The 22,939-nt window shown below is 37.8% G+C and carries 21 protein-coding genes; 19 read left to right on the top strand and 2 right to left on the bottom strand.

Going from position 1 to position 22,939, the window contains the following annotated elements; genetic code table 11:
* The first annotated feature begins 114 nt into the window (after positions 1 to 114).
* Together I586_RS03345 and scrK are read left to right on the top strand one after the other, a co-directional pair.
* Positions 115 to 1,155 (top strand): aldose epimerase family protein, encoded by a 1,041-nt coding sequence (locus I586_RS03345; protein ID WP_174270378.1) that lies wholly within the window; start codon positions 115 to 117, stop codon positions 1,153 to 1,155.
* A 53-nt stretch (positions 1,156 to 1,208) separates the two neighbouring features.
* Entirely contained in the window at positions 1,209 to 2,075 is an 867-nt protein-coding gene (gene scrK, locus I586_RS03340) for a fructokinase ScrK (protein WP_010764582.1), read from the top strand.
* A 68-nt stretch (positions 2,076 to 2,143) separates the two neighbouring features.
* Here scrK and I586_RS03335 read toward each other — a convergent pair whose 3' ends face one another.
* On the bottom strand, positions 2,144 to 3,034 hold the full coding sequence (locus I586_RS03335) for an ArsR/SmtB family transcription factor (protein WP_010764583.1): 891 nt from the start codon (positions 3,032 to 3,034) through the stop codon (positions 2,144 to 2,146).
* Between the two features lie 201 nt (positions 3,035 to 3,235).
* Here I586_RS03335 and arfA point away from each other — a divergent pair, with 201 nt between their 5' ends.
* The 8 genes from arfA (at position 3,236) to I586_RS17430 (ending at position 11,602) form a co-directional block, all read left to right on the top strand.
* Positions 3,236 to 4,729: an arabinosylfuranosidase ArfA gene (gene arfA, locus I586_RS03330; RefSeq protein ID WP_010764584.1), complete on the top strand. Its 1,494-nt coding sequence runs from the start codon at positions 3,236 to 3,238 to the stop codon at positions 4,727 to 4,729.
* Between the two features lie 16 nt (positions 4,730 to 4,745).
* Positions 4,746 to 5,993 carry an extracellular solute-binding protein gene (locus I586_RS03325; protein WP_010764585.1) on the top strand — a complete coding sequence of 416 codons (1,248 nt, stop codon included), beginning with the start codon at positions 4,746 to 4,748 and terminating at the stop codon, positions 5,991 to 5,993.
* Positions 5,994 to 6,106: 113 nt separating this feature from the next.
* Positions 6,107 to 6,985: a carbohydrate ABC transporter permease gene (locus I586_RS03320; RefSeq protein WP_010764586.1), complete on the top strand. Its 879-nt coding sequence runs from the start codon at positions 6,107 to 6,109 to the stop codon at positions 6,983 to 6,985.
* A 12-nt stretch (positions 6,986 to 6,997) separates the two neighbouring features.
* Entirely contained in the window at positions 6,998 to 7,843 is an 846-nt protein-coding gene (locus I586_RS03315; RefSeq protein ID WP_010764587.1) for a carbohydrate ABC transporter permease, read from the top strand.
* 12 nt (positions 7,844 to 7,855) lie between these two features.
* Complete coding sequence (locus I586_RS03310) at positions 7,856 to 8,275, top strand: hypothetical protein (RefSeq protein WP_010764588.1); 420 nt, start codon at positions 7,856 to 7,858, stop codon at positions 8,273 to 8,275.
* A 21-nt stretch (positions 8,276 to 8,296) separates the two neighbouring features.
* Positions 8,297 to 9,901 (top strand): glycoside hydrolase family 43 protein, encoded by a 1,605-nt coding sequence (locus I586_RS03305; protein WP_010764589.1) that lies wholly within the window; start codon positions 8,297 to 8,299, stop codon positions 9,899 to 9,901.
* A gap of 23 nt (positions 9,902 to 9,924) precedes the next feature.
* On the top strand, positions 9,925 to 11,364 hold the full coding sequence (locus tag I586_RS03300) for an alpha-N-arabinofuranosidase (protein ID WP_010764590.1): 1,440 nt from the start codon (positions 9,925 to 9,927) through the stop codon (positions 11,362 to 11,364).
* A gap of 1 nt (position 11,365) precedes the next feature.
* Positions 11,366 to 11,602 (top strand): DUF6171 family protein, encoded by a 237-nt coding sequence (locus I586_RS17430; RefSeq protein WP_034701436.1) that lies wholly within the window; start codon positions 11,366 to 11,368, stop codon positions 11,600 to 11,602.
* Between the two features lie 77 nt (positions 11,603 to 11,679).
* On the opposite strand, the gene I586_RS03290 is transcribed toward I586_RS17430, so the two are convergent.
* Entirely contained in the window at positions 11,680 to 12,570 is an 891-nt protein-coding gene (locus I586_RS03290; RefSeq protein ID WP_010764591.1) for an ArsR/SmtB family transcription factor, read from the bottom strand.
* A 245-nt stretch (positions 12,571 to 12,815) separates the two neighbouring features.
* Here I586_RS03290 and I586_RS03285 point away from each other — a divergent pair, with 245 nt between their 5' ends.
* The 9 genes from I586_RS03285 (at position 12,816) to araA (ending at position 22,939) form a co-directional block, all read left to right on the top strand.
* The gene (locus tag I586_RS03285) at positions 12,816 to 14,102 is read left to right on the top strand and encodes an ABC transporter substrate-binding protein (RefSeq protein WP_010764592.1); all 1,287 of its coding nucleotides are present in this window, start codon (positions 12,816 to 12,818) and stop codon (positions 14,100 to 14,102) included.
* Positions 14,103 to 14,200: 98 nt separating this feature from the next.
* Positions 14,201 to 15,109 carry a carbohydrate ABC transporter permease gene (locus I586_RS03280; protein ID WP_010764593.1) on the top strand — a complete coding sequence of 303 codons (909 nt, stop codon included), beginning with the start codon at positions 14,201 to 14,203 and terminating at the stop codon, positions 15,107 to 15,109.
* 12 nt (positions 15,110 to 15,121) lie between these two features.
* Positions 15,122 to 16,012 carry a carbohydrate ABC transporter permease gene (locus I586_RS03275; protein ID WP_010764594.1) on the top strand — a complete coding sequence of 297 codons (891 nt, stop codon included), beginning with the start codon at positions 15,122 to 15,124 and terminating at the stop codon, positions 16,010 to 16,012.
* 10 nt (positions 16,013 to 16,022) lie between these two features.
* A complete protein-coding gene (locus I586_RS03270; RefSeq protein WP_010764595.1) occupies positions 16,023 to 16,616 on the top strand; it encodes a DUF624 domain-containing protein in 594 nt (197 codons plus the stop codon).
* An 18-nt stretch (positions 16,617 to 16,634) separates the two neighbouring features.
* Positions 16,635 to 18,152: an alpha-N-arabinofuranosidase gene (locus I586_RS03265; RefSeq protein ID WP_010764596.1), complete on the top strand. Its 1,518-nt coding sequence runs from the start codon at positions 16,635 to 16,637 to the stop codon at positions 18,150 to 18,152.
* A gap of 14 nt (positions 18,153 to 18,166) precedes the next feature.
* On the top strand, positions 18,167 to 19,129 hold the full coding sequence (locus tag I586_RS03260) for a glycoside hydrolase family 43 protein (protein ID WP_010764597.1): 963 nt from the start codon (positions 18,167 to 18,169) through the stop codon (positions 19,127 to 19,129).
* A 34-nt stretch (positions 19,130 to 19,163) separates the two neighbouring features.
* The gene (locus I586_RS03255; protein ID WP_010764598.1) at positions 19,164 to 20,771 is read left to right on the top strand and encodes a xylulokinase; all 1,608 of its coding nucleotides are present in this window, start codon (positions 19,164 to 19,166) and stop codon (positions 20,769 to 20,771) included.
* 17 nt (positions 20,772 to 20,788) lie between these two features.
* Entirely contained in the window at positions 20,789 to 21,484 is a 696-nt protein-coding gene (locus I586_RS03250) for an L-ribulose-5-phosphate 4-epimerase (protein ID WP_010764599.1), read from the top strand.
* Between the two features lie 27 nt (positions 21,485 to 21,511).
* The gene (gene araA, locus I586_RS03245) at positions 21,512 to 22,939 is read left to right on the top strand and encodes an L-arabinose isomerase (protein ID WP_010764600.1); all 1,428 of its coding nucleotides are present in this window, start codon (positions 21,512 to 21,514) and stop codon (positions 22,937 to 22,939) included.

Genomic DNA, 22,939 nt, shown 5'->3' with positions numbered 1-22,939 from the left:
TGTAAATATAAACAAAAGTAATTTAAAATGAAGTTTAAAGATAAAATAGCGATTAAAAATGATAGAATAGTTTTAGTTCAATTAGTTGAGAAATCGATTTCTAAAGGAAGAGAGATGAAAGTATTGAAAATAACATGTCAAAATTTTGGAGAAACAGCTATTTTGTATTCGCTTACGAACGACAATGGTCTAACAATGAATGTTACCAACTTGGGAGCAAGAATCGTTGATTTGATTGTGCCAGTAAATGGAGAAGAGCGAAATATTGTTTTGGGATTTGAATCTGCGGAAGAATATCTAGAAAAAGATATCTACTTTGGTGCGACAATCGGACGGGTAGCAGGTAGGATCAAACATGGCACGTTTACGATTGATAATCAGGACTATCAATTGCCAGTTAATCCTGAAAACGGTCACACACTGCATGGCGGTTCAGAAAGTTTTGAAAGAAAATTTTGGGAATCTGAGATAAAAGAAACAAATGAACAAATTTCAGTGATTTTTTCTTATCTGAGTCATGATGGAGAAAATGGCTTTCCTGGAGAACTAAAAGCAAGTGTGACTTACTCTTTAACGAACCAAAATGAATGGATCATCGATTATTACGCTACAACCGACCAACCGACACTTTACAATCCGACAAACCATGTTTATTTTAATTTAACTGGAGATGTCACTCAATCTGTTGCGCAACATGAGTTGCTTGTAGATGCTGACCGTTTTGCCGTAGTCAGTGAAGATACTACCGCAACGGGGGAATTACGTTCAGTGAAAGATACACCTTTTGATTTTAGACAATTTAAGACTGTAGATCAGGTTTTTCAAACGAATTATGAACAAAATAGCTTAGTCGATGGATTAGATCATCCTTTCATTTTGAACAATACTGGATTTGATCGACCACAAGCAATTATAACAGCGCCAGAAAAAGAGCTATCTGTTGAAATGTACACGGATCGACCAGCCGTGGTGATTTTTACTGCGCAATTTGGAAATGATGGTCCTGATGTTCGTGGGAATAAACTAGTTAGCCATGGCGGTATCACACTGGAGACTCAAGTTAGTCCAGGTGCTACGGAATTTGATGGGTTCGGTGATATTGTATTATCCCCACAAAAACCATACCAAAGTCGCACAATATACAAAATCAACTAAACGATCATTACACAATTTGTTCGAAAGACTGACGACACTTAGGAGTGAAACAAATGACAGAAAAGTTTTTAGGCAGTATTGAAGCAGGAGGCACAAAGTTTGTGTGTGGTATAGGGAATGACCAACTTGAAATTATTGAAAGAGTGAGTTTTCCTACCACAACACCTGAGGAAACGGTGGCGTTAGTTATTGGTTTTTTTAAGAAATATAACATAAAAGCGATCGGAATTGGTTCATTTGGTCCAATCGATATTCATAAAGATTCGGTAACGTATGGACATATTACGACTACTCCAAAGTTGGCTTGGCAAGACTATGATTTTGTTGGAGCAATGAAGAAAGAATTTGATGTACCGATTGCCTTTACAACGGATGTCAATGCAGCTGCGTATGGAGAATATGTTGCTGGAAACGGAGCGGGATTATCTAGTTGTGTGTATTATACGATAGGTACAGGTGTTGGGGCCGGAGCTATTCAAGATGGTCGTTTTGTTGAAGGGTTCAGTCATCCTGAAATGGGACACATGATCGTGAAACGGCATGAGGCAGATCAATTTTCAGGCAGCTGTCCATTTCATAATGATTGTTTAGAAGGGATGGCAGCGGGACCTGCGATCGAAAAACGTGCTGGGAAAAAAGGGCAAGAGTTAGCAGAAGATGATCCTTTTTGGGATATTGAAGCATACTATGTTGCGCAAGCAGCCTATAATACGACGTTGATGTTAGCGCCAGAAGTGATCATTTTTGGTGGTGGCGTGATGAAACAGCGTCATATGCTACCAAAAGTTCATCGTGAATTTGAAAAATTAGTCAATGGATATGTCACAACACCACCCCTAGAAAAGTATATTGTGACGCCGAAATTAGAAGATGATCCAGGCACAATCGGCTGTCTAGCTTTAGCTAAAAAAGAGCTATAAGAGTACTAAAAAACAATCAAGATCAGTAAGTGATCTTGATTGTTTTTTTGGTGAGTATGGGAAGAGTATTAGCTATAATACATCTTCACTTTGATGTCTTGATTATAGTTGCCAAAATCTTTCCCAAATAACGTACAGCCACCGATATTTTCAGCATCGTTTTTAACTTCAATACGTAATTGCCATGTATCTGTTCGTTCATCTATATCAGATAGTTTAACTTCTGAGAGCGGTTCACCCTCCATATAAGTGCCATGATTCATAATACGAATCGTTTTTAAAAGACCATACTGATTGAGATTATCTGGATACCAATCTGGAGTATATTTTCCTCGTATATCAGCAAAATCCCCAGGACTAGTCCATGTTCCAAGCTCGATTCCATTTAAAGAGAACGTAATATCTGAAGGCCAATTGTCATTAGAAAACGGAAATTCAGAAGAAATCTCCATAGACAGTTCAATCATTTCTAATTTTTGATCTACTGTTAAGAAATTTGGTGTTTGATATTCTAAATAACCTTTTGTGAACCATAAAATCTGTGCTTCCATCCGGCTAGGGTCCATAAAATATTTTGGTTCATCGACTTTTCCTATGAAATGAGTTGCAGTTGCGAGTCCACAAGTTGGTTCAACTGAGTAGTTCGTATAGTGACCTACGGGAATCGTTGTTTCCAAGGTATCAAAAGCGTTAAAGATTTTTTCCGGAAAGTGTATCTCGATATTATCAACGCGTAAGCTAGAAATTTTTTGTTGGCCTATTTTTTCAGTTTTGATAATATTAGCATCTTCAAGTTTTTTTATATGCATAGTGACGATTGCACTACTTAGTCCTAATTCGTGAGCGATTTCTTTGATATTCATTTTTTGTTTTGCAAGAAGTTTGATGATCCTGATACGGACAGAACTAGCCAATGCTTCATACACGGGTAATGCTTCTTCAGAAATCTCTAGTTGCATAGCCTCCACCACCATTTTATATTTATATATATATTAACATATATGCTAATATGTGTAAACAGGTAAACTTATCATTACTTATTATTAACTAATATATTAATTTATATCTATTTTTTTTAATTAGTTGTTAACATTAATATTGTTGACAGCGATTTCAAAATGGATTATTATTTGTTTGTAAATAAATAGTGAGGTGATTAAATGGAGAGCAAATTAACAATTTCAAAAAAATTCAAAATCTCAGAGGTAGATCCACGCATTTATGGTTCTTTTATTGAGCATATGGGAAGAGCGGTGTATGAAGGGATTTATCAACCTGACCATCCAAGTGCAAATGAACAAGGGTTTCGTCAAGATGTGATCGAATTGGTGAAAGAATTAAATAGTCCACTGATACGCTATCCTGGCGGCAACTTTCTCTCTGGGTACAATTGGGAAGACGGAGTTGGTCCAAAAGAACAGCGACCTAAACGGTTAGATTTAGCGTGGCGGTCACTGGAAACGAATGAAGTAGGGATGCATGAATTTGCACAATGGATTGAATTAGTGGATTCCGAAATCAATATGGCTGTTAATCTAGGGACTCGTGGAATCGATGAAGCACGAAATTTAGTGGAATACTGTAATTTTGAAGGTGGAACATACTGGAGCGAGCAACGTAAGAAAAATGGACAAGAAAAACCATTTGGTATCAAAACGTGGTGTTTAGGCAATGAAATGGATGGACCTTGGCAAATCGGTCATAAAACAGCTGATGAATACGGGCGCTTAGCCGAAGAAGCGGGTAAAGCAATGAAGTTAGTTGATGAATCGATCGAACTAGTTCTTTGTGGCAGTTCCAATAGTCATATGCCTACATTTGGTGAATGGGAATTAACTGTTTTAGATCATGCATATGAGCAAATCGATTATTTGTCACTGCATCAATATTACGGCAATCCCGAGGATGATTTAGAACATTACCTCGCTCGTTCGCTTGATATGGATGAATTTATTCAAGGTGTCATAGCAATCTGCGATTCAATTAAAGCAAAAAAACACAGTAAAAAACAAATCAACTTATCTTTTGATGAGTGGAACATTTGGTACCACTCGAATGAACATGATGAACAAGTCAAACCATGGCAAGTAGCACCGCCCTTATTGGAAGATCATTATAATTTTGAAGATGCTTTATTATTAGGTTGCTTGCTGATTACGTTATTAAAACATTCGGATCGAGTAAAGATTGCTTGTCTGGCTCAATTAGTCAATGTCATTGCACCGATTATGACGGAGACGGATGGCGTTGCATGGCGGCAAACGATTTTCTATCCTTTTATGCAAGTCTCAAATTATGGACGAGGGACTGTTTTGACTCCAATCATTGAGGCTCCAACCTATAAGACAAGTGATTTTGAGGCAGTTCCTTATCTAGAAACCATTGCGGTTTTAAATGAAGAGCAAAATGAAGTCATCCTATTCGCCGTTAACAGAGGAAAAGAAGATATGACATTTACAATTGAGACAACTGATTTTGCAATGAAGAAAATAATTGAATTCACAGAAATGGCAGGCTTTGACATTAAAGACACAAACACTGCAAATCAGGAGACAATCAAACCGAAACAATCAATGCGTTATGAATTAAACGAAGAGAAATTATCAGTAAAACTTGCGCCACTTTCTTGGAATATGATACGTTGCGAAGTCTAAAAATGGAGGGATAAAGATGGTTTTTAAGAAATGGATTCGTTTGAGTATTGTTGCCATTGCGACTATTTTAGTTTTTTCTGGGTGTGGTAAAAAAGAAGATCCGAATACAATCGTTTTCTGGAACCCTTTAACCGGAGACGATGGCGCTTATATGGATAATATGGTCAAAGCCTATAACAAAACGGAACCTGAGTTTCCAGTCAAATCAGTCGTTACATCCGATATGTACACGAAAATTTATACTGTACTTAATTCTAAAAAAGATGTACCGGATTTAACCTTGATCCATGCAGACCGTGTTCCTGGATTTGTTAAAGCAGATATGCTCGAACCAATGACTGAAGTTCTAAAAGAAAAGAAGGAAATCAACGCTGAAAACTATCTGCCACAAGCGTGGACTGCTGGTACTGTAGGAGATGTTCAATTTACGGTGCCATTGGATATCCATTCAAGCGCTATGTATTATAACAAGGACTTATTAAAAAAATATGGTGCGGAACATTTTTTAGACGACAATGTTGTAACGTTTGATGAGATGATGTCTTTAAAAGGGAAGCTAGATGATGGTGACTACTTAGTGAATAATGCCTTGCTTTCATGGGTAATCTTAGCCGAGGTGATCAACTTGGGCGGAGATATTCAAAAGGATGGTCAACCAGCAGTGAATACACCTGAAATGAAGCAAACGTTTGAATCTATCAAAAAAATTGTCGATGCAGGACTTATGACGCCAAATGGTGAAGATGGCTATTTGATGTTTCAATCAGGAAATGTTTTATTTTCGACAGATGGAACGTGGACGTCTACAGCCCATGATGAAGTGGATGGATTGAATTACGGTGTAACAAATATCTATGCTTTTTCTCCTGATAAATTCACCAACAGAGCTTCTTCACATATGTTTTCCATGCTTAAAAATGAAGCCAGAACAGATGAAAAAGAAAAAGGTATCGCTGATTTCTTAGAGTATGTTCGTGAAAATTCGATTGAATGGGCAAAAGCAGGTCAAATTGTGGCGAGTAAGGAAGTTGTTGAGAGTCCAGAATTTAAAAACTACAAACAATCTTATTTCACCTCGAATCAAAAAGAACTCGATTCTTTGCATATTTTCACGTATGAATATTATCCGTATATTCAAGAAGCCCTTGATACGTATGGCTTAGATATTATTTATGGTGACACAACCATTGATGAAGGTCTTACTACGATGCAAAAATTTGTAGAAGATAAAATTGCAGAAGGCGATACTAGTAAAGAAAAATAAAGCCATCCATCATGTGAACTGAATGGTTAAAAAGTAAAGCAACTCTTGGTTTTGTTAAACAGTTGTTAAGAGTTGCTTTTCTATCTTTTCTATGAGAAAGGAGTCTTTTTAATATGAAAAAAAAGGTGAATTTAAAGCCGATTCTATATATTGGCCCCCATTTGTTATTATTTTTTGTTTTTATTTGTTTACCGACAGTTTATGGAATTTATGCCTCTTTTACGAAATGGAATCTGATTGGTGACCCACAGTGGGTGGGGTTAGAAAATTATAAGACGCTGTTATTTGATCAGTCCTCTACGTTTCATTTTCAATTTACAAATGGATTAAAAAACACGCTATTATATGTTGTTTTGATGGTTCCATTACTAATTTTGATTCCGTTGTTGATCTCTGTTGCATTGGAAAATAAAAAGGTTCGGTTCAAGAGCGTATTTCAGGGGATTCTCTATATACCAGGTCTCGTATCTATTTCCGCTGCTGCGTTGATCTGGTCGTTGATGTTCCATTCCAAATTAGGAATTGCCAATAATTTATTTGGGTTAAGTATTTCGTGGGCATCAGAACAGCCTTTTGCTTGGTTTTTAGTTATCATCGTCAGTTTATGGGGCGGCATTGGTGGAAATATGATCATCTATCGGGCCGCAATTGCTGGTATTTCTCCTGATTTGTATGAGTCTGCTGAAATCGATGGTGCGGGTTCTTTTCGGAAATTTTTGAATATTACATTGCCATCCATCAAATTTCCATTGATTTATACATTGGTAATGACGACGGCAGGTTGTTTTAATGTGTTTGCGCAGCCGTTGATGATGACAAAAGGTGGACCTAAACAAAGCACTCATGTGTTAATGATGTATATTCGTACACTTGCCTTTGGACATGGAGAATCGATTGCTGGGATGGCTTCTGCGATGGCGGTGCTGTTAGGGTTGATCATTTTAGTTATTTCTGGTTTCCAGTATTATGTCATGAATAAAAACGCAGAATAGGAGGAGGAACAAATGAAGAAAAACGGAACTATTAGTAAATGGCTTGCTTATATTTTTTTAAGTGTGCTTTGTGTTATTTGGATCGTGCCGATCATTTTTGGTTTGATGACCTCCTTTCGTTCTCAAAGTGAGCTCGTATCTTCTGGCTTTCGTCTGTTGCCTGTTGACTGGATCGTTGATAATTATATAGCGATTTTGGAAAATACTTCAACAGCTCCGATTTTACAATGGCTAGGTAATTCACTGTTCATAGCCGTCAGTCATACAATTTTAGTGGTGATTGTCGTTTCTTTAACAGCCTATGGCTATTCACGATTGCGCTTTCAATATCGCGATCAGCTATTTTTTTTATTGTTAGGTATTTCGATGTTTCCTGGTGTTGTGAATTTGATTCCTTCATATAAAATAATCGAAACGTTTGGTTGGGTCAATTCCCCTTTAGCAATGATTATTCCTGGACTGGCCGGAATGGGCAATATATTTTTGGTTAGACAATTTATGAAAGGGATTCCAAAAGAATTTGATGAATCAGCCCGAGTGGATGGAGCGGGTGAATTTACGATTTATTCGCGAATCATTTTGCCGATGATCAAGCCAGTTTTGATCGTAACGGGTTTGTTTTCTTTTACAGGGTCTTGGAATGATTTTTTGTGGCCAGTGATTGTGTACAGTGATGTTGAAAAAATGCCGATCACAGCTGGATTATTGTTGTTACAGGATATTTATGGTAATTATCGAATGATCGGACAACTGATGGGATCAGCATTTTTGGCAATTATTCCAACGATGTTATTGTTTTTATTTGCCCAAAAGTATTTTGTCCAATCTATGAATTTAAATGCTGGTGTGAAAGGGTAGGTGAATAGCGGCATGAACAGAAATGTAGAAAAATGTTTAGTGTATTGTGGCGCCATTTGGAATATTATCACTGCCAGTTTTACCATTTTAGGTTACTCATCTTGGTTTAAAAAATCTGGTATTTCGGTCTTAGAAAATAAGCATCAGCTAACCTATATTAACAGCACAATGGTGGACTCTATTACTAAAGTGATCATGATTTTTGGGTTATTTATGTTAACGATAGGAATCATTAATTTGTTTGTTGCGAAAAATTTTACGGTGAATCAAATCGATAAACGGGTCATTGTTTGGTTATGGGCTGTTACAGGAATTCAATTCATGTCTTTTGATTTAATTGGTTTGGTCTTTTATTTAGTGGCAACTGTATTGTATTGTTCAAAAAATAAAGCAATTCGGATGATACTACAAGAAAAATCATATAGTAATTAAAAAGGAAAGAAGGAAAATAAAGTGAAAAAATTGCTGTTAGCTGTTATTGCTGTCGTCTTTTCTGGTGTTGTTTTTAGTACTTGGAATGTGAGTGAAGTAGTTGCTAAAGAGTGGACAACTCATTCAGCAAATAGAGTGTCAGTTCATGATCCCTCAATCACCTCTATCGTTAAAGATGGCAAAGAAACCTTTTATATTTTTGGCAGTCACTTAGCGCAAGCGAAAACAACAAATTTCCAGACGTGGGATATTCCTTTTACAACAGAGTATGAAAATCCAAGTAATAATTTGATGTTGGGGAATCTAAAAGAAAATTTAAAAGAGTCTTTCAAATGGGCGGGATATGATGATGCCAATTCAAAAGGTGGGTATGCAATTTGGGCGCCGGATGTGATTTGGAATGAAAAGTACGAATGGCCAAATGGTGAAAAGGGAGCCTATATGTATTATTACTCCACCTCTTCTACTTGGCGTCGTTCGTGTATTGGGTACGCAGTTTCTAAATCAATAGAAGGACCGTTTACCTATGGCAATACAATTATATACTCTGGTTTTACCGAAAAAGATGCTACTGATGGCAGTACTCGTAATACCAATTATCAAAATACGAATGTTAGTCAATTGATCAAAAATGGAGAACTCTCTGGTTTCAGTCAAAATTGGAGCAAAGATAACGGCGTCACATACAATACGGATTATGCGCCAAATGCAATCGATCCAGCTCTTTTTCATGATCAAGAAGGAAAGCTTTGGATGACGTATGGTTCATGGTCGGGGGGGATTTTTCTATTGGAAATCGATCAAACAACAGGGAATCCAATCTATCCTGGGAAAGATTCAGTTAAACCATCAGGGCAGCCAATCGATCGTTATTTTGGTGTGAAATTGGCAGGTGGCTATCATCAATCAGGTGAAGGTCCTTTTATCGTTTATGATCGCTCTGTTGGCTATTATTATTTATTTGAAACTTATGGTGGATTATTTGCCGATGGTGGGTATAATATGCGCTTATTCCGTTCTAAAACTCCTGATGGTCCATATGTTGATGCAAAAGGAAATACACCTTTATTTACCAAAGATTCTGTCAACAGCGATTATGGTGTAAAAGTAATGGGCAATTATCAATTCGAACAAATGACGGTAGCTTACAAAGCACAAGGCCATAATTCGGCGATCATCAGTCAAAACGGGCAATGGTATTTAGCCTACCATACAAGATTTAATACGGGAGCGGAAAATCATGAAGTTAGAATCCACACCATGTACATGAATGAAGCAGGCTGGCCTGTTACAACACCATATGAATATCGTAAAGGAGAATCAAGAACCGTTGCTTCATCAGAGATTGCAGGCTCCTATCAGTTTATTCAGCATGGAACAGATAATGGCACGACTGTTTTACCGACAAAAACGATTCAATTGACATCAGATGGTAAAATCACTGGAGCTGTTACGGGAACTTGGAAGCAAACGTCAGCTAGATCTGGTATTCAACTTGTCGTGAATGGTGTAACGTATACAGGTGTTTTGACGAAGCAAAGTGATGAAGGTACTAATGCTAAAATCGTGGTGACCTTTTCAGCAATCGGTAATAATAATGAAACGATTTGGGGTAGTAAAAAATAAAATCAATACAGAGGATGAGTAAAATGAAAATTTTCATGACGCCCAATAAAGCTGGCACTAAAATCAGTAAATACATTTATGGTCAATTTGCTGAACATTTAGGCCGTTGTATTTATGAAGGGATCTGGGTAGGAGAAGAATCGCCAATTCCTAATAAAAATGGAATAAGGTCAGATGTAGTAGCTGCGTTAAAAACTATTCAAGTGCCAGTCTTACGTTGGCCAGGAGGCTGTTTCGCTGATGAGTATCATTGGAAAGATGGCATCGGTCCGAAAGAAACACGGAAACAGATGGTCAATACACATTGGGGTGGTTTGACGGAAAACAATCATTTTGGCACGCATGAATTTTTTGAGCTGACAGAACAACTAGGCTGTGAAGTGTATATCAATGGGAATGTTGGGAGTGGTACGGTTCAAGAAATGCAAGAATGGGTTGAATACATGACGATGAACGGTACATCACCTATGGCTGATTTAAGAAAAGAAAATCATCAAGCTGAACCGTGGAACGTTACATTTTTTGGTGTGGGAAATGAAAGCTGGGGCTGCGGCGGAAATATGCGACCTGAATACTATGCAGATTTATACCGTCGCTATCAAACGTATGTTAGACAATACGGCGAAGAGAAAATTTACAAAATCGCATGTGGTCCTAATATCGATGATTACAATTGGATGGAACAAGTATTGAAGATCGCCGCTCCTTTTATGGACGGTATTAGCTTGCATCATTATGCTTTAACAGGAGCGTGGGAGGAAAAAGGCTCGGCATTAAATTTCCCAGAAGCGCAGTGGTGGTCACTGATTGAAAGTGCCCAAAAAATGGATGAACTAATTACGAAGCATACTACGATTATGGATAAATACGATCCTGAAAAGCGTATTGGTTTGATTGTCGACGAATGGGGCTCTTGGTTAGCAGTAGAACCAGGTACAAATCCAGGTTTTCTTTATCAGCAAAATACGATTCGTGATGCAATGGTTACAGCTGTCACATTGAATATTTTCCATAAACATGCGGATCGTGTGCATATGGCCAACATCGCCCAAACAGTTAATGTGCTGCAAGCAATGCTATTGACAGATGGAGAAAATATGATCAAAACACCAACATATCATGTATTTGATCTGTATAAAAATCATCAAGATGGAGAACGAATTGATAGCTATGGGGATGAAAGTGAGACGATTTCCTACACGATTTCTAAGAAATCCAACCAACTGACTATTTCAATCTGTAATTTTTCATTAGCAGAGTCTAAAGAGCTTTTCTTTACAGGGAGTAGTGACATGAAACTTGTAGAGGCAAAGTTCATCGCAGCGAAAGTCATGGATGCTCACAACGATTTTGATCATCCTGAGACGATTAGTGTTGAAGAATTTCAAGAAGTAACGATTGTGAACGAAACGATTCAGACGATTGTTCCACCCATGTCAGTGGTAACGATCGTGGTCGAATAGGATGAGTTGCCTTGGTTGTGAAATCAAAGAAACGACAGTGAACATTGATGTACAGCAAATAATAGCAGAACAACTTCTTGTAGAGTCTCATTTAGCTGGCACAGCAATGAAAGAACAGCGTATGAAAATGTGTGAGTCGTGTCCTTTCAAAGTCGAGCATACTTGTTTAAAATGCGGGTGTTTTTATGAATTTCGAGCCAGTTTAGCAGAGAAAAAATGCCCCATTGGCAATTGGTGATAGCCTTCGAAAAAGAAGCGGTTGAAAAGGCATCGTTTGCGATGTCTTTTCAGCCGCTTTTTTTGGGTTACAAACGCTTAACGATAATACATTTTAACTCTAATATCTTGATCGTGATTACCGAACCCGCGACCAAATAAAGTACAGCCGCCTCTGTTTTCAGCGTCTTCTTTTACTTCGATTTTTAGCTTCCACGTATCCATCTCACTTTTGATATCCGCTATCGTGACAGCTGAAAGGATATTACTGTCTACATTGGTCCCATGGTTTGTGATGCGAATCGTTTTGAGCAAACCATATTGATTCAGATGATCTTCCCACCAATCAGGTGTTAGTTTTCCTCGAGCATCGTAAAAATCTCCAGGACTAGTCCAAGTACCTAGTTCAACATCATTCAATGTGAAAGTAATATCAGAAGGCCATTCGTTATTGGCAAATGGAAACTCTGAAGAAATCTCAAAAGAAATTTCCAACATTTCCAGTGTGTCATCTGGTTGTAAAAAGTTCGTGATTTGATATTCTACAAAGCCTTCGGTAAACCATAATATTTTGGCGTTCATTCTTTCTGGATCCATAAAGTATTTCGGCTCATCAAAAATGCCGACTCGATTTGATTCAGTGGCTAAGCCGCAGGTTGGTTTTACCTGATAGTTTGTATACAAGCCGACAGGGATTGATGTTTCATATGTATCGAAAGCATGGAAAATTTTCTCAGGAAAACTAATTTCGATGTTATCCACTTTTAAACTAGAAATTTTTTGTTGCCCAACGCGTTCGGTTTTGATGAGATGGGCGTCTTCAAGTTTGTTGATATGCATCGTTACAATCGCGCTACTTAAATTCAATTCTTTCGCTAACTCTTTGTTGTTCATTTTTTTCTCTGACAGCAGTCGAATGATGTGTAATCTGACTGAACTTGCTAATGCTTCATACGTTAATAAAGATTCATCTGAAATATCTAGTTGCATACAACCCCACCTATTCATAGTTTTATTTATGTACATGGTAACATCTGAATTTAAATTTGTAAACGTTTAATATAAATATTAATTATGTATAAAAATAAATAAATTAATTCATATAATTATTATTGACAGCGTTTGCAATTAGGTATATTATTTAGTTGTAAATGAAATGAAGGAGGAGAATTTTGGTTTCGGTTAATGGTTTTGACTAAGGTTTAACTACTAAATTAACTAGGGAGAGAAAAAAGATGAAAGCATGGAAAAAAATTTTAGGAACGTCACTTGTGTTAGGATGCAGTCTATTATTGTTAAGTGCATGTGGAGGAGGTAGCGATAAAAAAGCTGCGGAATCTGCTGACGGCAAAACGAAATTGACATTTTGGAATGGCTTCACGGCATCTGATGGGGAGATACTTCAAGGAATCGTAAACGACTTTAACAAAGAAAATGATAAGGGTATCACGATCGAAATGGATGTTATGACTTGGGCGAACTTAAATGAAAAGCTTCCTCCAGCCATTTCATCTAAAACGGGTCCTGACTTTATGTTGCTGAATTACGGAGACTTTGCTCAATATGTTAAGAATGGCGCAGTACAACCATTAGATGACTTTTGGGAGTACAAAGGCGTAGATAAATCTGATTTTACGAAAACCGCTTTAGAATTAGGGACGGTCGATGAACAGCAATATTATATTCCCATGCAAGTGCAAGGAATGTATACCTACTGGAACAAAGACCTATTTAAAGCTGCTGGCCTAGATGAAAATAAGCCGCCAAAAACTTGGGATGAGTTAACTGAAATGGCACCAAAACTGACAGATACGTCTAAAAATGTTTCTGGTTTTGTTTTTAATAAAGATGGCACCGCTCCTTTATATAACTGGATTTTAGCGAATGGCGGCAAATTAGTAAATGATGATTATACGAAGTCAGAATTTGCTTCTCCTGAAACATTAGCTGTACTGAAAAAAATTCAAACGATGATCCACACAGACAAAACAGGGCCAGAATCAATTTCTGGGGCTGAAATGGATAATTTGATGAATGCTGGACAATTGGCAATCGAATTAAATGGACCTTGGTTGAACAACGGACTGAAGAAAAATGAAATCAATTATGGTGTTACGACGATTCCACAACTTATTGCTGGGAAAGACGAACATGCGATTTTAGACGGTGTAGGTTTTGGGATTCCAGCAAGTACAGATGATTCAAAAAAAGAAGCGATTTATGAATTCATCAAATACTGGAATACAACTGAAATCGGTAAAAAATGGAGTATGGAAAATGGCTTCCCGCCATATTTGAAATCTGTCAGTGAAGATGCTGAAGTCAAGGCTGACCCAATCGTATCTGAGTTAGGCAAACAAATTGAGTTTGCTAAACCATTCTTGCCAGGTTTTGATCAACTGCCTTCCATCAATAATGACATTATGAATCCATTGATTGAAAAATTATTAGCTGGTGACGATCCTGAAAAATTAATGAAAGATGCGGATAAAGCAATCAATGATATGCTAGCAAACAACTAAATAAAACTTGCGCAAAACACACGCATTAAAGAGTAACAAATGAGTGTGTTTTCGCTCAATTGTTTTACTACATACTCGCAAAAGGGGATGGAAAACAGATGAAAAACTATAGGACATCACTTTCAACGTATTGGAATAAGCCGAGTCGGGCGGGGTATCTTTTTCTCGCACCGTCCATTTTGGTTTTACTGTTTTTTACAGTGATTCCACTGATTGGAACGTTTGCACTTAGCTTCTTTAAAATAAATATTTTCTTTACGAATACAACATTTACTGGTTTTGATAATTTTATCCGTGTTTTTCAAGATGAACGAGCTGTTAGATCATTGATCCATACGTTATATTTTACGTTACTTGAAACACCAGCTCAGATTATCGTGGGCTTACTATTTGCGGTGTTGTTATCAAAAAATACTAGGTTTAATCGTTTTTGTCGGTCTACTTTTTATATTCCTGTTATTTGCTCACTCACATCCATCGCCATTATTTTTTCAATGTTATTAGACCCGAATATCGGTGCAATCCCCTATGTACTTTCTCAATTAGGCATGCCGATTCCCCAATTTTTCAGAGATCCTACACTTGCGATGCCTACGGTAGCATTTATGACCGTTTGGAAAAACTTTGGGGTGACAATGACGATTCTTTTAACAAGTATCCAAGGAATTTCTCCTTCATTGTATGAATCAGCTGAAATGGATGGTGCAACGAAGAAAGAACAATTTTTCAATATTACGTTGCCGCAAATTGTACCTTCATTAGGCTTTTGTATTTTGACCAATTTGATTGGCTCAATGCAAGTCTTTGACCAAGTATATGTAGCGACAGGCGGTGGTCCTCAGTTTAAAACAGAAACAGCGGTGCAATATATTTATAGCCGAGGATTTTCAGCTCCGTATGAGCTTGGCTATGCATCGTCATTATCTTCCGTGTTGTTTGTATTAGTTGCAATGATCGCAATTACCGCAAATGTTTACATGACTCGGAAAGAACGTCAAATGAAATAGGGGATGAAAAAAATGACAGAACTGGTAGAACACTCTGCAACACTTGATAGAAGTCCTGCTAAAAAAGACAAAAAGTCTCTGAAAAAAAAGAATAAGACATCGATCTTTACTAAAATTGCAATGACGATCATTTTAGTGATTATTGCTTTTCCTTTTATCTGGTTAGTGATTTCATCATTTAAATACGAAAAAGATATCATCTCTTTTCCACCAAAAATTTTTGCTGATAACTATACGTTTGAAAACTATATAAAAGTTTGGTCGACGATTCCTTTATTGGATTATATCAAAAATACGGTTATTTTCTCAGGCGGGGTTGTGTTGACATCTGTTTTCTTTGATTCACTTGCTGGGTATGCCTTTGCTCGAATGAATTTCAAAGGGAAGTCAGTATTTTTCTATTTTGTATTATTGACGATGATGATTCCGTTTCAAGTATTTATGATTCCATTATTTATTGAAATCAATAAATTAGGGTTATTAGATACCTATGCTGGTTTAATCATTCCCAAAATGACAAGTGCTTTTGGAATCTTCATGATGCGGTCGTTTTTTGTGACATTGCCAAAAGACCTTGAAGAGGCTGCTCGTGTAGATGGTCTGAATGAATTTAAGATCTTTTTGAAAATCATGTTGCCTTTAAGCAAACCAACCATGCTCTCTTTGGCAATATTTACGTTGATGAATAGCTGGAATGATTTATTGTATCCATTGATATTAACGAGCAGTTCTAAGATGAGAACATTACCAGCAGGGTTGGCATTATTTACTGGTCAAAATATTTCATTTTATGGGCCGGTTATGGCGGGAACTGTAATCTCGATGTTACCGCTGTTGATTATTTATATGTTTGCACAAAAATACTTTGTTCAAAGTACAGCGATGTCAGGAATGAAAGAATAGGAGTGAGAAAATGAAACTGATCAATAGTCGATTTTATGGGGCAATGATGGTGATCACTGACTATATACTATTAGGTCTATTGTGGCTGATCTGTTCATTTCCGCTAATTACGATTTATGGGGCGACCGTTTCCTTAATATATGTAGTCGACCAGTGGCATAAAGGGGAGTCTGGGAGTATCATGCGCTTGTTTTTTAAGAAATTCAAAGAAAAAATAATCAGTAGAACGTTTGTCTCACTGTTGTTTTTAGGAAGTTTTAGTGTGATTTATTTTGATTTCGCCTTGTTAACTAGCATGTTTGCTCAAGATAAGATCGTTATCGTTGGTTTAATTGTGGCTAGTTTGATAATAGGGTTTCTTTTCATCAATATGACTTTTATAGATGGAAGAGCACATGAGCTGTCACTACGGGATTTGTTTAAAGCAGCAGTCATCAGCGTGTATCTGAATTTTGTTTTGGATCTAGTGATTGTTTTGATACTATTCCTCAATGGTTTCCTCGTATTTTTATTGCCAGTCACAGTTTTTTTTACGCCGATCCTTTCAGTGATCGGAATCTACAAGTTAAGTTGTAGAAAGAAAATAATCGTCGATATAAATTGAGTTTGAAGGAGGTAACTTATGCCGACAACGATAGAAATAAATAAACAGTTCAAAATAGGCGAAATTAGTCCAAGATTATTTGGTTCTTTTATCGAGCATATGGGAAGTGTCGTTTATACAGGAATCTACGAACCTGATCATCCTGATGCAGATGAACATGGATTTCGCCAAGACGTACTAAATAAAATCAAAGCATTAAATTTAGGGATCATTCGTTATCCAGGTGGAAATTTTACTTCCGGGTATGATTGGACAGATACGATTGGCCCAATAGAACAACGGAAAACAAAATTAGAACTTGCTTGGCGTGGAATTGAACCGAATACATTTGGCTTAAATGAATTTTTTAAATGGCTAAAATTGGTTGGCTCAGAACCAATGATGACCATCAATTTGGGAACAAAGGGAATCGATGATGCACGAAATATTGTGGAGTATTGCAATTTCCCAGAAGGAACTTATTGGAGTGACCTTAGAAAGTCTCATGGGGTTGAGCAGCCACATAATGTCAAAGTTTGGTGTTTGGGCAATGAACTAGATGGGCATTGGCAAGTCGGAAGAAAAACGGCGTATGAATATGGTCGTTTAGCGAATGAGTCTTCAAAAGCGATGAAATTAGTGGATGACTCGATTGAAACGGTATTAGTGGGTAGTTCCACGCCTAAGTTAGCTTCTTATCCTGAATGGGATCGGGTGAGTTTAGAGCAAGCTTATGAAACAGTTGATTATTTAGCATTGCATAATTATATTGACCGTTGTCAAGATGAAGATTTAAGTAAAAAAGCGCCAAGAGAGCCTGATGATACACCTACTTACTTAGCACGTTCCATTGAATTTGATAAGCAGATCGAAGCTGTGATTGCAACCTGTGACTATGTCAAAGCACTAGTACGCAGCGATAAAACGATGTATTTAGCCTTTGATGAATGGAACGTTCACAACTTTCCAGAAAAAGAACACCAGGATTTTGAACTAGGAAGTCCAGTTGACTGGTGTCATTTTTCAATGGAAGATACGTTATTGTTTGCATCGATGGGCTTATCGATTCTAAGAAGAGCGGACCGAATCAAAATCACTTGCCAGTCTTTATTAGTCAATACGATCCCATTGATTTTGACGGATGCAATGGGGCAATCTTGGTGTAACCCAACTTATTATGTAATGAAAGATTTGAGTAACTTGGCTAAAGGTACGGTTTTACAAAGTGTAGTAAGTGGTTCCGTTTATAATACAGATAGTTATCAAAACGTGCCATTTATTGATTCAGTTGTTGTAGATTCAGGAACAGAATTGATTTGTTTTGTCGTGAATCGTTCTGTTAAGGAAGAGAAAATCATCGTAAATACAACCTTTAACTTTACAGGAGAAATAGTTCATTCAGAATTAACCAGCCAAAATTTGAACGATAAAAATACAAGAGAAAATCCAGCATGTGTTCAGCCAAAAGAGGTAAAAGGACGTGTTAGTCTAGCGAATCAGCAAATTGAAATCACTGTCGCACCTTATTCTTGGAACACGATCAGAATTGGAAAATGAGGGAGTCAACTTCTATGTTAGGAAAAAATTCGCAAGAAATTTATAAAAATCCGATTGTTTTAGAACGAGCTGATCCTTGGGTTTATAAACACTCAGACGGCTATTATTATTTCACAGGTTCAGTCCCTGGTTATAAATCGATTGAGGTACGTCGGGCTAAATCATTAAATGATTTAGAAAATGGCGAAAGAATCACTGTGTGGCAGGCCCCAGAAACAGGTGCGATGAGCTGTTTGATTTGGGCGCCAGAAATCCACTTTGTTAGAGGAAAATGGTATATCTATTTTGCGGCCAGTGATAATGAAGAAATTCGTAACGAAAATCATCATCATCGGATGTTTGTCATTGAAAATGATAGCGAAGATCCGATGAATACAAATTGGATAGAAAAAGGGCAAATCAAAACACAGTTTGAAAGTTTTAGTTTGGACGGTACGATGTTTGAGCATCAGGAGCGACTATATTACGTGTGGGCACAACAAGATCCTGTGATTCCGGGAAATTCAAATTTATACATTTCAGAAATGGAAAATCCTTGGACCTTAAAAGGCAAACAAACATTGTTGTCTGTCCCAGAATATGCTTGGGAAAAGATCGGTTTTTCTGTCAATGAAGGGGCAGCTGCCATTATTAGAAATGGCAAAGTCTTTATTACTTACTCTGGGAGTGCTACAGATGAAAATTATGCGATGGGTTTGTTGTGGGCAGATGAAAATAGTGATTTATTGAATGGGTTTTCTTGGAACAAAGCAGTTGAACCAGTTTTCAAAAGTTCGTCTAAAAACCAACAATTTGGACCTGGACATAATTCGTTTACCATCAGTGAAGATGGGAAGAAAGATGTAATTGTCTATCACGCCAGACCTGAACCAAACAAAGCAGGTGATCCCTTAAACAATCCAAACCGTCATGCTCGAGCTCAAATTTTCGAGTGGGATGAAAAAGGATTTCCGCTATTTGGAGAGCCTGTTCGGTGAAACGATACGAAATAAAATGAGTGGAGGGGTTTGTGTGGATGAAAAGAAAAACAGTCCCAAGCTGGATATCATAGAGGGACATACCTCATTAGGAATTGAATTTGGTTCAACTCGAATCAAGGCAGTTTTGATTGGATCCCATTATTCCGTAATTGCTTCAGGTAGTCATGAGTGGGAAAATCGTTTGGAAGCTGGCAACTGGACATATTCACTTGACGCTATTTGGCAAGGCTTACAGGAAAGTTACCAAAAAATGGCTTTAGACGTTGAAGAGAAATACGGAGAAACCCTGAAAACAATTGGTTCAATTGGGTTTAGCGGGATGATGCATGGGTATTTGGCATTTGATAAGAAAGGAGCGTTATTGGTTCCTTTTCGAACTTGGCGAAATGCTTCCACAGAACAAGCGGAACGAGAATTGACGATGCTATTTGAACACAATATTCCTCAGAGATGGAGCATTGCTCATTTGTATCAAGCTATTTTGAACGATGAAAAGCATGTTGCTGATATTACGTATTTAACAACATTGTCAGGCTATATTCATTGGAAATTAACTGGGAAAAAAATGATTGGGATCGGTGATGCATCTGGAATGTTTCCGATTGATGAAACAATAAAAAATTATGATCGTGGGATGTTAAATAGATTTGATGATTTGATCAGTGAAAAGGATTATCCTTGGACAATTAGTGAACTTTTACCCGAAATAGGTTTAGCAGGCGATGAGACTGGTCAGCTATCTGAAACGGGAGCAAGGCTTTTAGATCGCAGTGGCAAACTTCAAGCTGGAATTCCTCTTTGTCCGCCAGAAGGTGATGCAGGTACAGGAATGGTTGCGACAAATAGTGTAGCAAAGCATACGGGGAATATCTCAGCTGGGACATCAGTGTTTGCCATGATCGTTTTAGAGAATCCTTTGAAAAAAGTGTATCCGCAAATCGATATCGTCACCACGCCATCTGGTAGTTTAGTTGCAATGGTTCATGCCAATAATTGTTCATCAGATATTAATGCGTGGGTCCAATTATTTAAAGAATTTGCTGAAACAATTGGCGCTTCGATCGACATGGCTGAGTTATTTGAAACATTATTTATTAAAACACTTGAAGCGGATAATGAATGTGGTGGATTGCTTTCTTATGGGTATTATTCTGGTGAAAACATTACAGGAATCAAAGAGGGACGGCCAGTATTTGTTCGCACACCAGAAAGTAAATTTAACTTAGCCAACTTTATGAAAGTCCATTTATATTCTGCTTTTGGCGCATTAAAAATAGGAATGGATATTTTATTAAAAGAAGAAGCGATACAAATCGATAGTGTTGTCGGACATGGCGGTTTGTTTAAAACCAAAGAAGTTGGTCAAAAAGCTGTGGCAGCTGTGATGAAGTCACCAGTTTCAGTGATGGAAAATGCTGGAGAAGGTGGTGCGTGGGGGATGGCACTTTTAGCGGCGTATATGCGTGAAAGAACTGCAGACGAGTCATTGGCTGAGTTTCTTTCGCAAAAAGTATTTATCAATGTTAAAGAATCAACGGTTACTCCCAATGAAGAGGATGTCGCAGGCTTTGACCTTTTTATTGAGCGATACAAAGACGGTTTGCCCATCGAACAAGCAGCAGTCGATCATTTACGATAGAAAGAGAGGGGACTAATTTGTTAGAGCAGCTAAAAGAAGAAGTTTTTCAAGCGAACCTTGCATTGCCGAAACATGGCTTGATTAAATACACATGGGGAAATGTTAGTGCAATCGATCGTGAACAAGAATTGTTTGTGATCAAGCCGAGTGGTGTGGACTATGAAACACTAACAGCACAAGATATGGTCGTTTGTGATTTAAATGGGCAAGTCATTGAGGGAAATCTCAATCCATCATCTGATACCCCCACACATGCCGTACTATATCAACACTTTCCAGAAATCGGCGGTATCGTCCATACCCATTCAACTTGGGCTACGATTTGGGCGCAAGCGGGCTTAGATGTTCCTGCAATGGGCACGACCCATGCAGATACGTTTTATGGATCAATACCCTGCACACGTTTTTTGACTCAAGAAGAAATCGACCAAGGGTATGAAGCTGAAACAGGGAACGTCATCATCGAGACCTTTAATGAACGAAATATTCAGCCATTAGAAATACCAGGTGTGTTACTACATGGACATGGTCCGTTTACTTGGGGCAAAGATGCTAAAAGTGCAGTGATGAATGCCGTTGTGTTGGATGAAGTATGTAAAATGAATTTGTTTGCGCGTGACTTAAACCATTTTGCTGACAATTTACCCCAACGGATTTTAGATAAACACTATTTACGCAAGCACGGAACAGACGCTTATTACGGTCAAAAATAAAACAAGTTATCGAAAGGCGGAATCCACATGTTAAAGACAGGGAAAAAAGAGTTTTGGTTTGTAGTAGGTTCTCAACATTTATATGGAGAAGAAACACTATTAGAAGTAAAAAAACATGCACAAGAAATAGCAGATGGTTTAAATGAAAGTGGTAAACTACCGTATCCAATCGTTTTGAAAGATGAATTAGCCGTTTCTGCTGATGTCATCACAACCATCATGAAAGAAGCAAACTATCGTGAGGAAGTTGCGGGTGTAATTACATGGATGCATACATTCTCTCCTGCTAAAATGTGGATCAGAGGGACGCAGTTGCTTCAAAAACCTCTTTTACATTTAGCCACTCAATACAATGAAAGCATTCCTTGGGCTACGATCGATATGGACTTTATGAACTTGAATCAAGCCGCTCATGGTGATCGAGAGTATGGTTTCATCAATGCACGCTTAAATGTTAAAAATGAAATTGTCGTCGGCTATTGGCAACATGACGCTGTTCAAAAGCAAGTTGCTGAATGGATGGATGTAGCCGCAGCTTACACCGAAAGTTTCAATATAAAGGTTGCCCGTTTTGGAGATAATATGCGTCATGTTGCTGTGACAGAAGGAGATAAAGTTGAAGCACAGATTCAATTTGGCTGGGTTGTTGACTATTATGGGATTGGTGATTTAGTAGCTGAAATCGATCAAGTAACAGAGGAAGAAATCGACGCCACTTTTGCAGAATACCAAGAACTATATACCTTTGAATTAGGTGAGTATGACGAGCAGACTTGGATTAAACATGTAAAAGAGCAAGCCAAAATCGAAATCGGCCTTCGTCGTTTCTTGGAAGCTGGGAACTATTCGGCATTTTCTACTAATTTTGAAGATTTATATGGCATGTCACAATTGCCTGGACTTGCCGTACAACGTTTAATGGCAGAAGGGTATGGTTTTGCAGGCGAGGGAGATTGGAAAACAGCGGCCATCGATCGTTTGCTGAAAATCATGGCACATAATGAAAATACTGGATTTATGGAAGATTACACGTACGAACTGACGCCAGGAAAAGAAGCCATTTTGCAGTCTCATATGATGGAAGTTGATCCTACACTGGCTTCAACTAAACCTAAAATCGTTGTTTCACCTTTAAGTATGGGAAATCGTGAAGATCCAGCTCGTTTAGTTTTTGATGGGAAAGCTGGAGCTGGGGTAGTTGTTTCAATGGCAGATTTTGGGACCCACTATCGTTTGTTGATTAATGAAGTAGACGCATTTGAACCAACGGAGGCTGCTCCACATTTACCTGTTGCTCGTGTCCTTTGGAAAGTAAAACCAGATTTTAAAGCTGGTGTTCATTCATGGATTGAACATGGTGGAGGCCATCATACGGTTGTTTCCTTAAATCTTTCTTCAGAACAAATTGTGGCATGGGCTAAAATGGTTGATTTAGACTATGTACTGATTAAATAG

It is taken from the genome of Enterococcus moraviensis ATCC BAA-383 (assembly GCF_000407445.1).
In the GTDB taxonomy this organism is placed as follows: domain Bacteria; phylum Bacillota; class Bacilli; order Lactobacillales; family Enterococcaceae; genus Enterococcus_L; species Enterococcus_L moraviensis.
The sequence above is the reverse complement of the archived record's forward strand: the minus strand, read 5'-3'. Positions and strand labels throughout refer to the sequence as shown.

Bases quoted from the DNA above. Each gene is read 5' to 3' on its own strand.
- I586_RS03345 (WP_174270378.1), top strand. From the start codon at position 115: ATGAAAGTATTGAAAATAACATGTCAAAATTTTGGAGAAACAGCTATT.
- scrK (WP_010764582.1), top strand. From the start codon at position 1,209: ATGACAGAAAAGTTTTTAGGCAGTATTGAAGCAGGAGGCACAAAGTTT.
- I586_RS03335 (WP_010764583.1), bottom strand. From the start codon at position 3,034: ATGCAACTAGAGATTTCTGAAGAAGCATTACCCGTGTATGAAGCATTG.
- arfA (WP_010764584.1), top strand. From the start codon at position 3,236: ATGGAGAGCAAATTAACAATTTCAAAAAAATTCAAAATCTCAGAGGTA.
- I586_RS03325 (WP_010764585.1), top strand. From the start codon at position 4,746: ATGGTTTTTAAGAAATGGATTCGTTTGAGTATTGTTGCCATTGCGACT.
- I586_RS03320 (WP_010764586.1), top strand. From the start codon at position 6,107: ATGAAAAAAAAGGTGAATTTAAAGCCGATTCTATATATTGGCCCCCAT.
- I586_RS03315 (WP_010764587.1), top strand. From the start codon at position 6,998: ATGAAGAAAAACGGAACTATTAGTAAATGGCTTGCTTATATTTTTTTA.
- I586_RS03310 (WP_010764588.1), top strand. From the start codon at position 7,856: ATGAACAGAAATGTAGAAAAATGTTTAGTGTATTGTGGCGCCATTTGG.
- I586_RS03300 (WP_010764590.1), top strand. From the start codon at position 9,925: ATGAAAATTTTCATGACGCCCAATAAAGCTGGCACTAAAATCAGTAAA.
- I586_RS17430 (WP_034701436.1), top strand. From the start codon at position 11,366: ATGAGTTGCCTTGGTTGTGAAATCAAAGAAACGACAGTGAACATTGAT.
- I586_RS03290 (WP_010764591.1), bottom strand. From the start codon at position 12,570: ATGCAACTAGATATTTCAGATGAATCTTTATTAACGTATGAAGCATTA.
- I586_RS03285 (WP_010764592.1), top strand. From the start codon at position 12,816: ATGAAAGCATGGAAAAAAATTTTAGGAACGTCACTTGTGTTAGGATGC.
- I586_RS03280 (WP_010764593.1), top strand. From the start codon at position 14,201: ATGAAAAACTATAGGACATCACTTTCAACGTATTGGAATAAGCCGAGT.
- I586_RS03275 (WP_010764594.1), top strand. From the start codon at position 15,122: ATGACAGAACTGGTAGAACACTCTGCAACACTTGATAGAAGTCCTGCT.
- I586_RS03270 (WP_010764595.1), top strand. From the start codon at position 16,023: ATGAAACTGATCAATAGTCGATTTTATGGGGCAATGATGGTGATCACT.
- I586_RS03265 (WP_010764596.1), top strand. From the start codon at position 16,635: ATGCCGACAACGATAGAAATAAATAAACAGTTCAAAATAGGCGAAATT.
- I586_RS03260 (WP_010764597.1), top strand. From the start codon at position 18,167: ATGTTAGGAAAAAATTCGCAAGAAATTTATAAAAATCCGATTGTTTTA.
- araA (WP_010764600.1), top strand. From the start codon at position 21,512: ATGTTAAAGACAGGGAAAAAAGAGTTTTGGTTTGTAGTAGGTTCTCAA.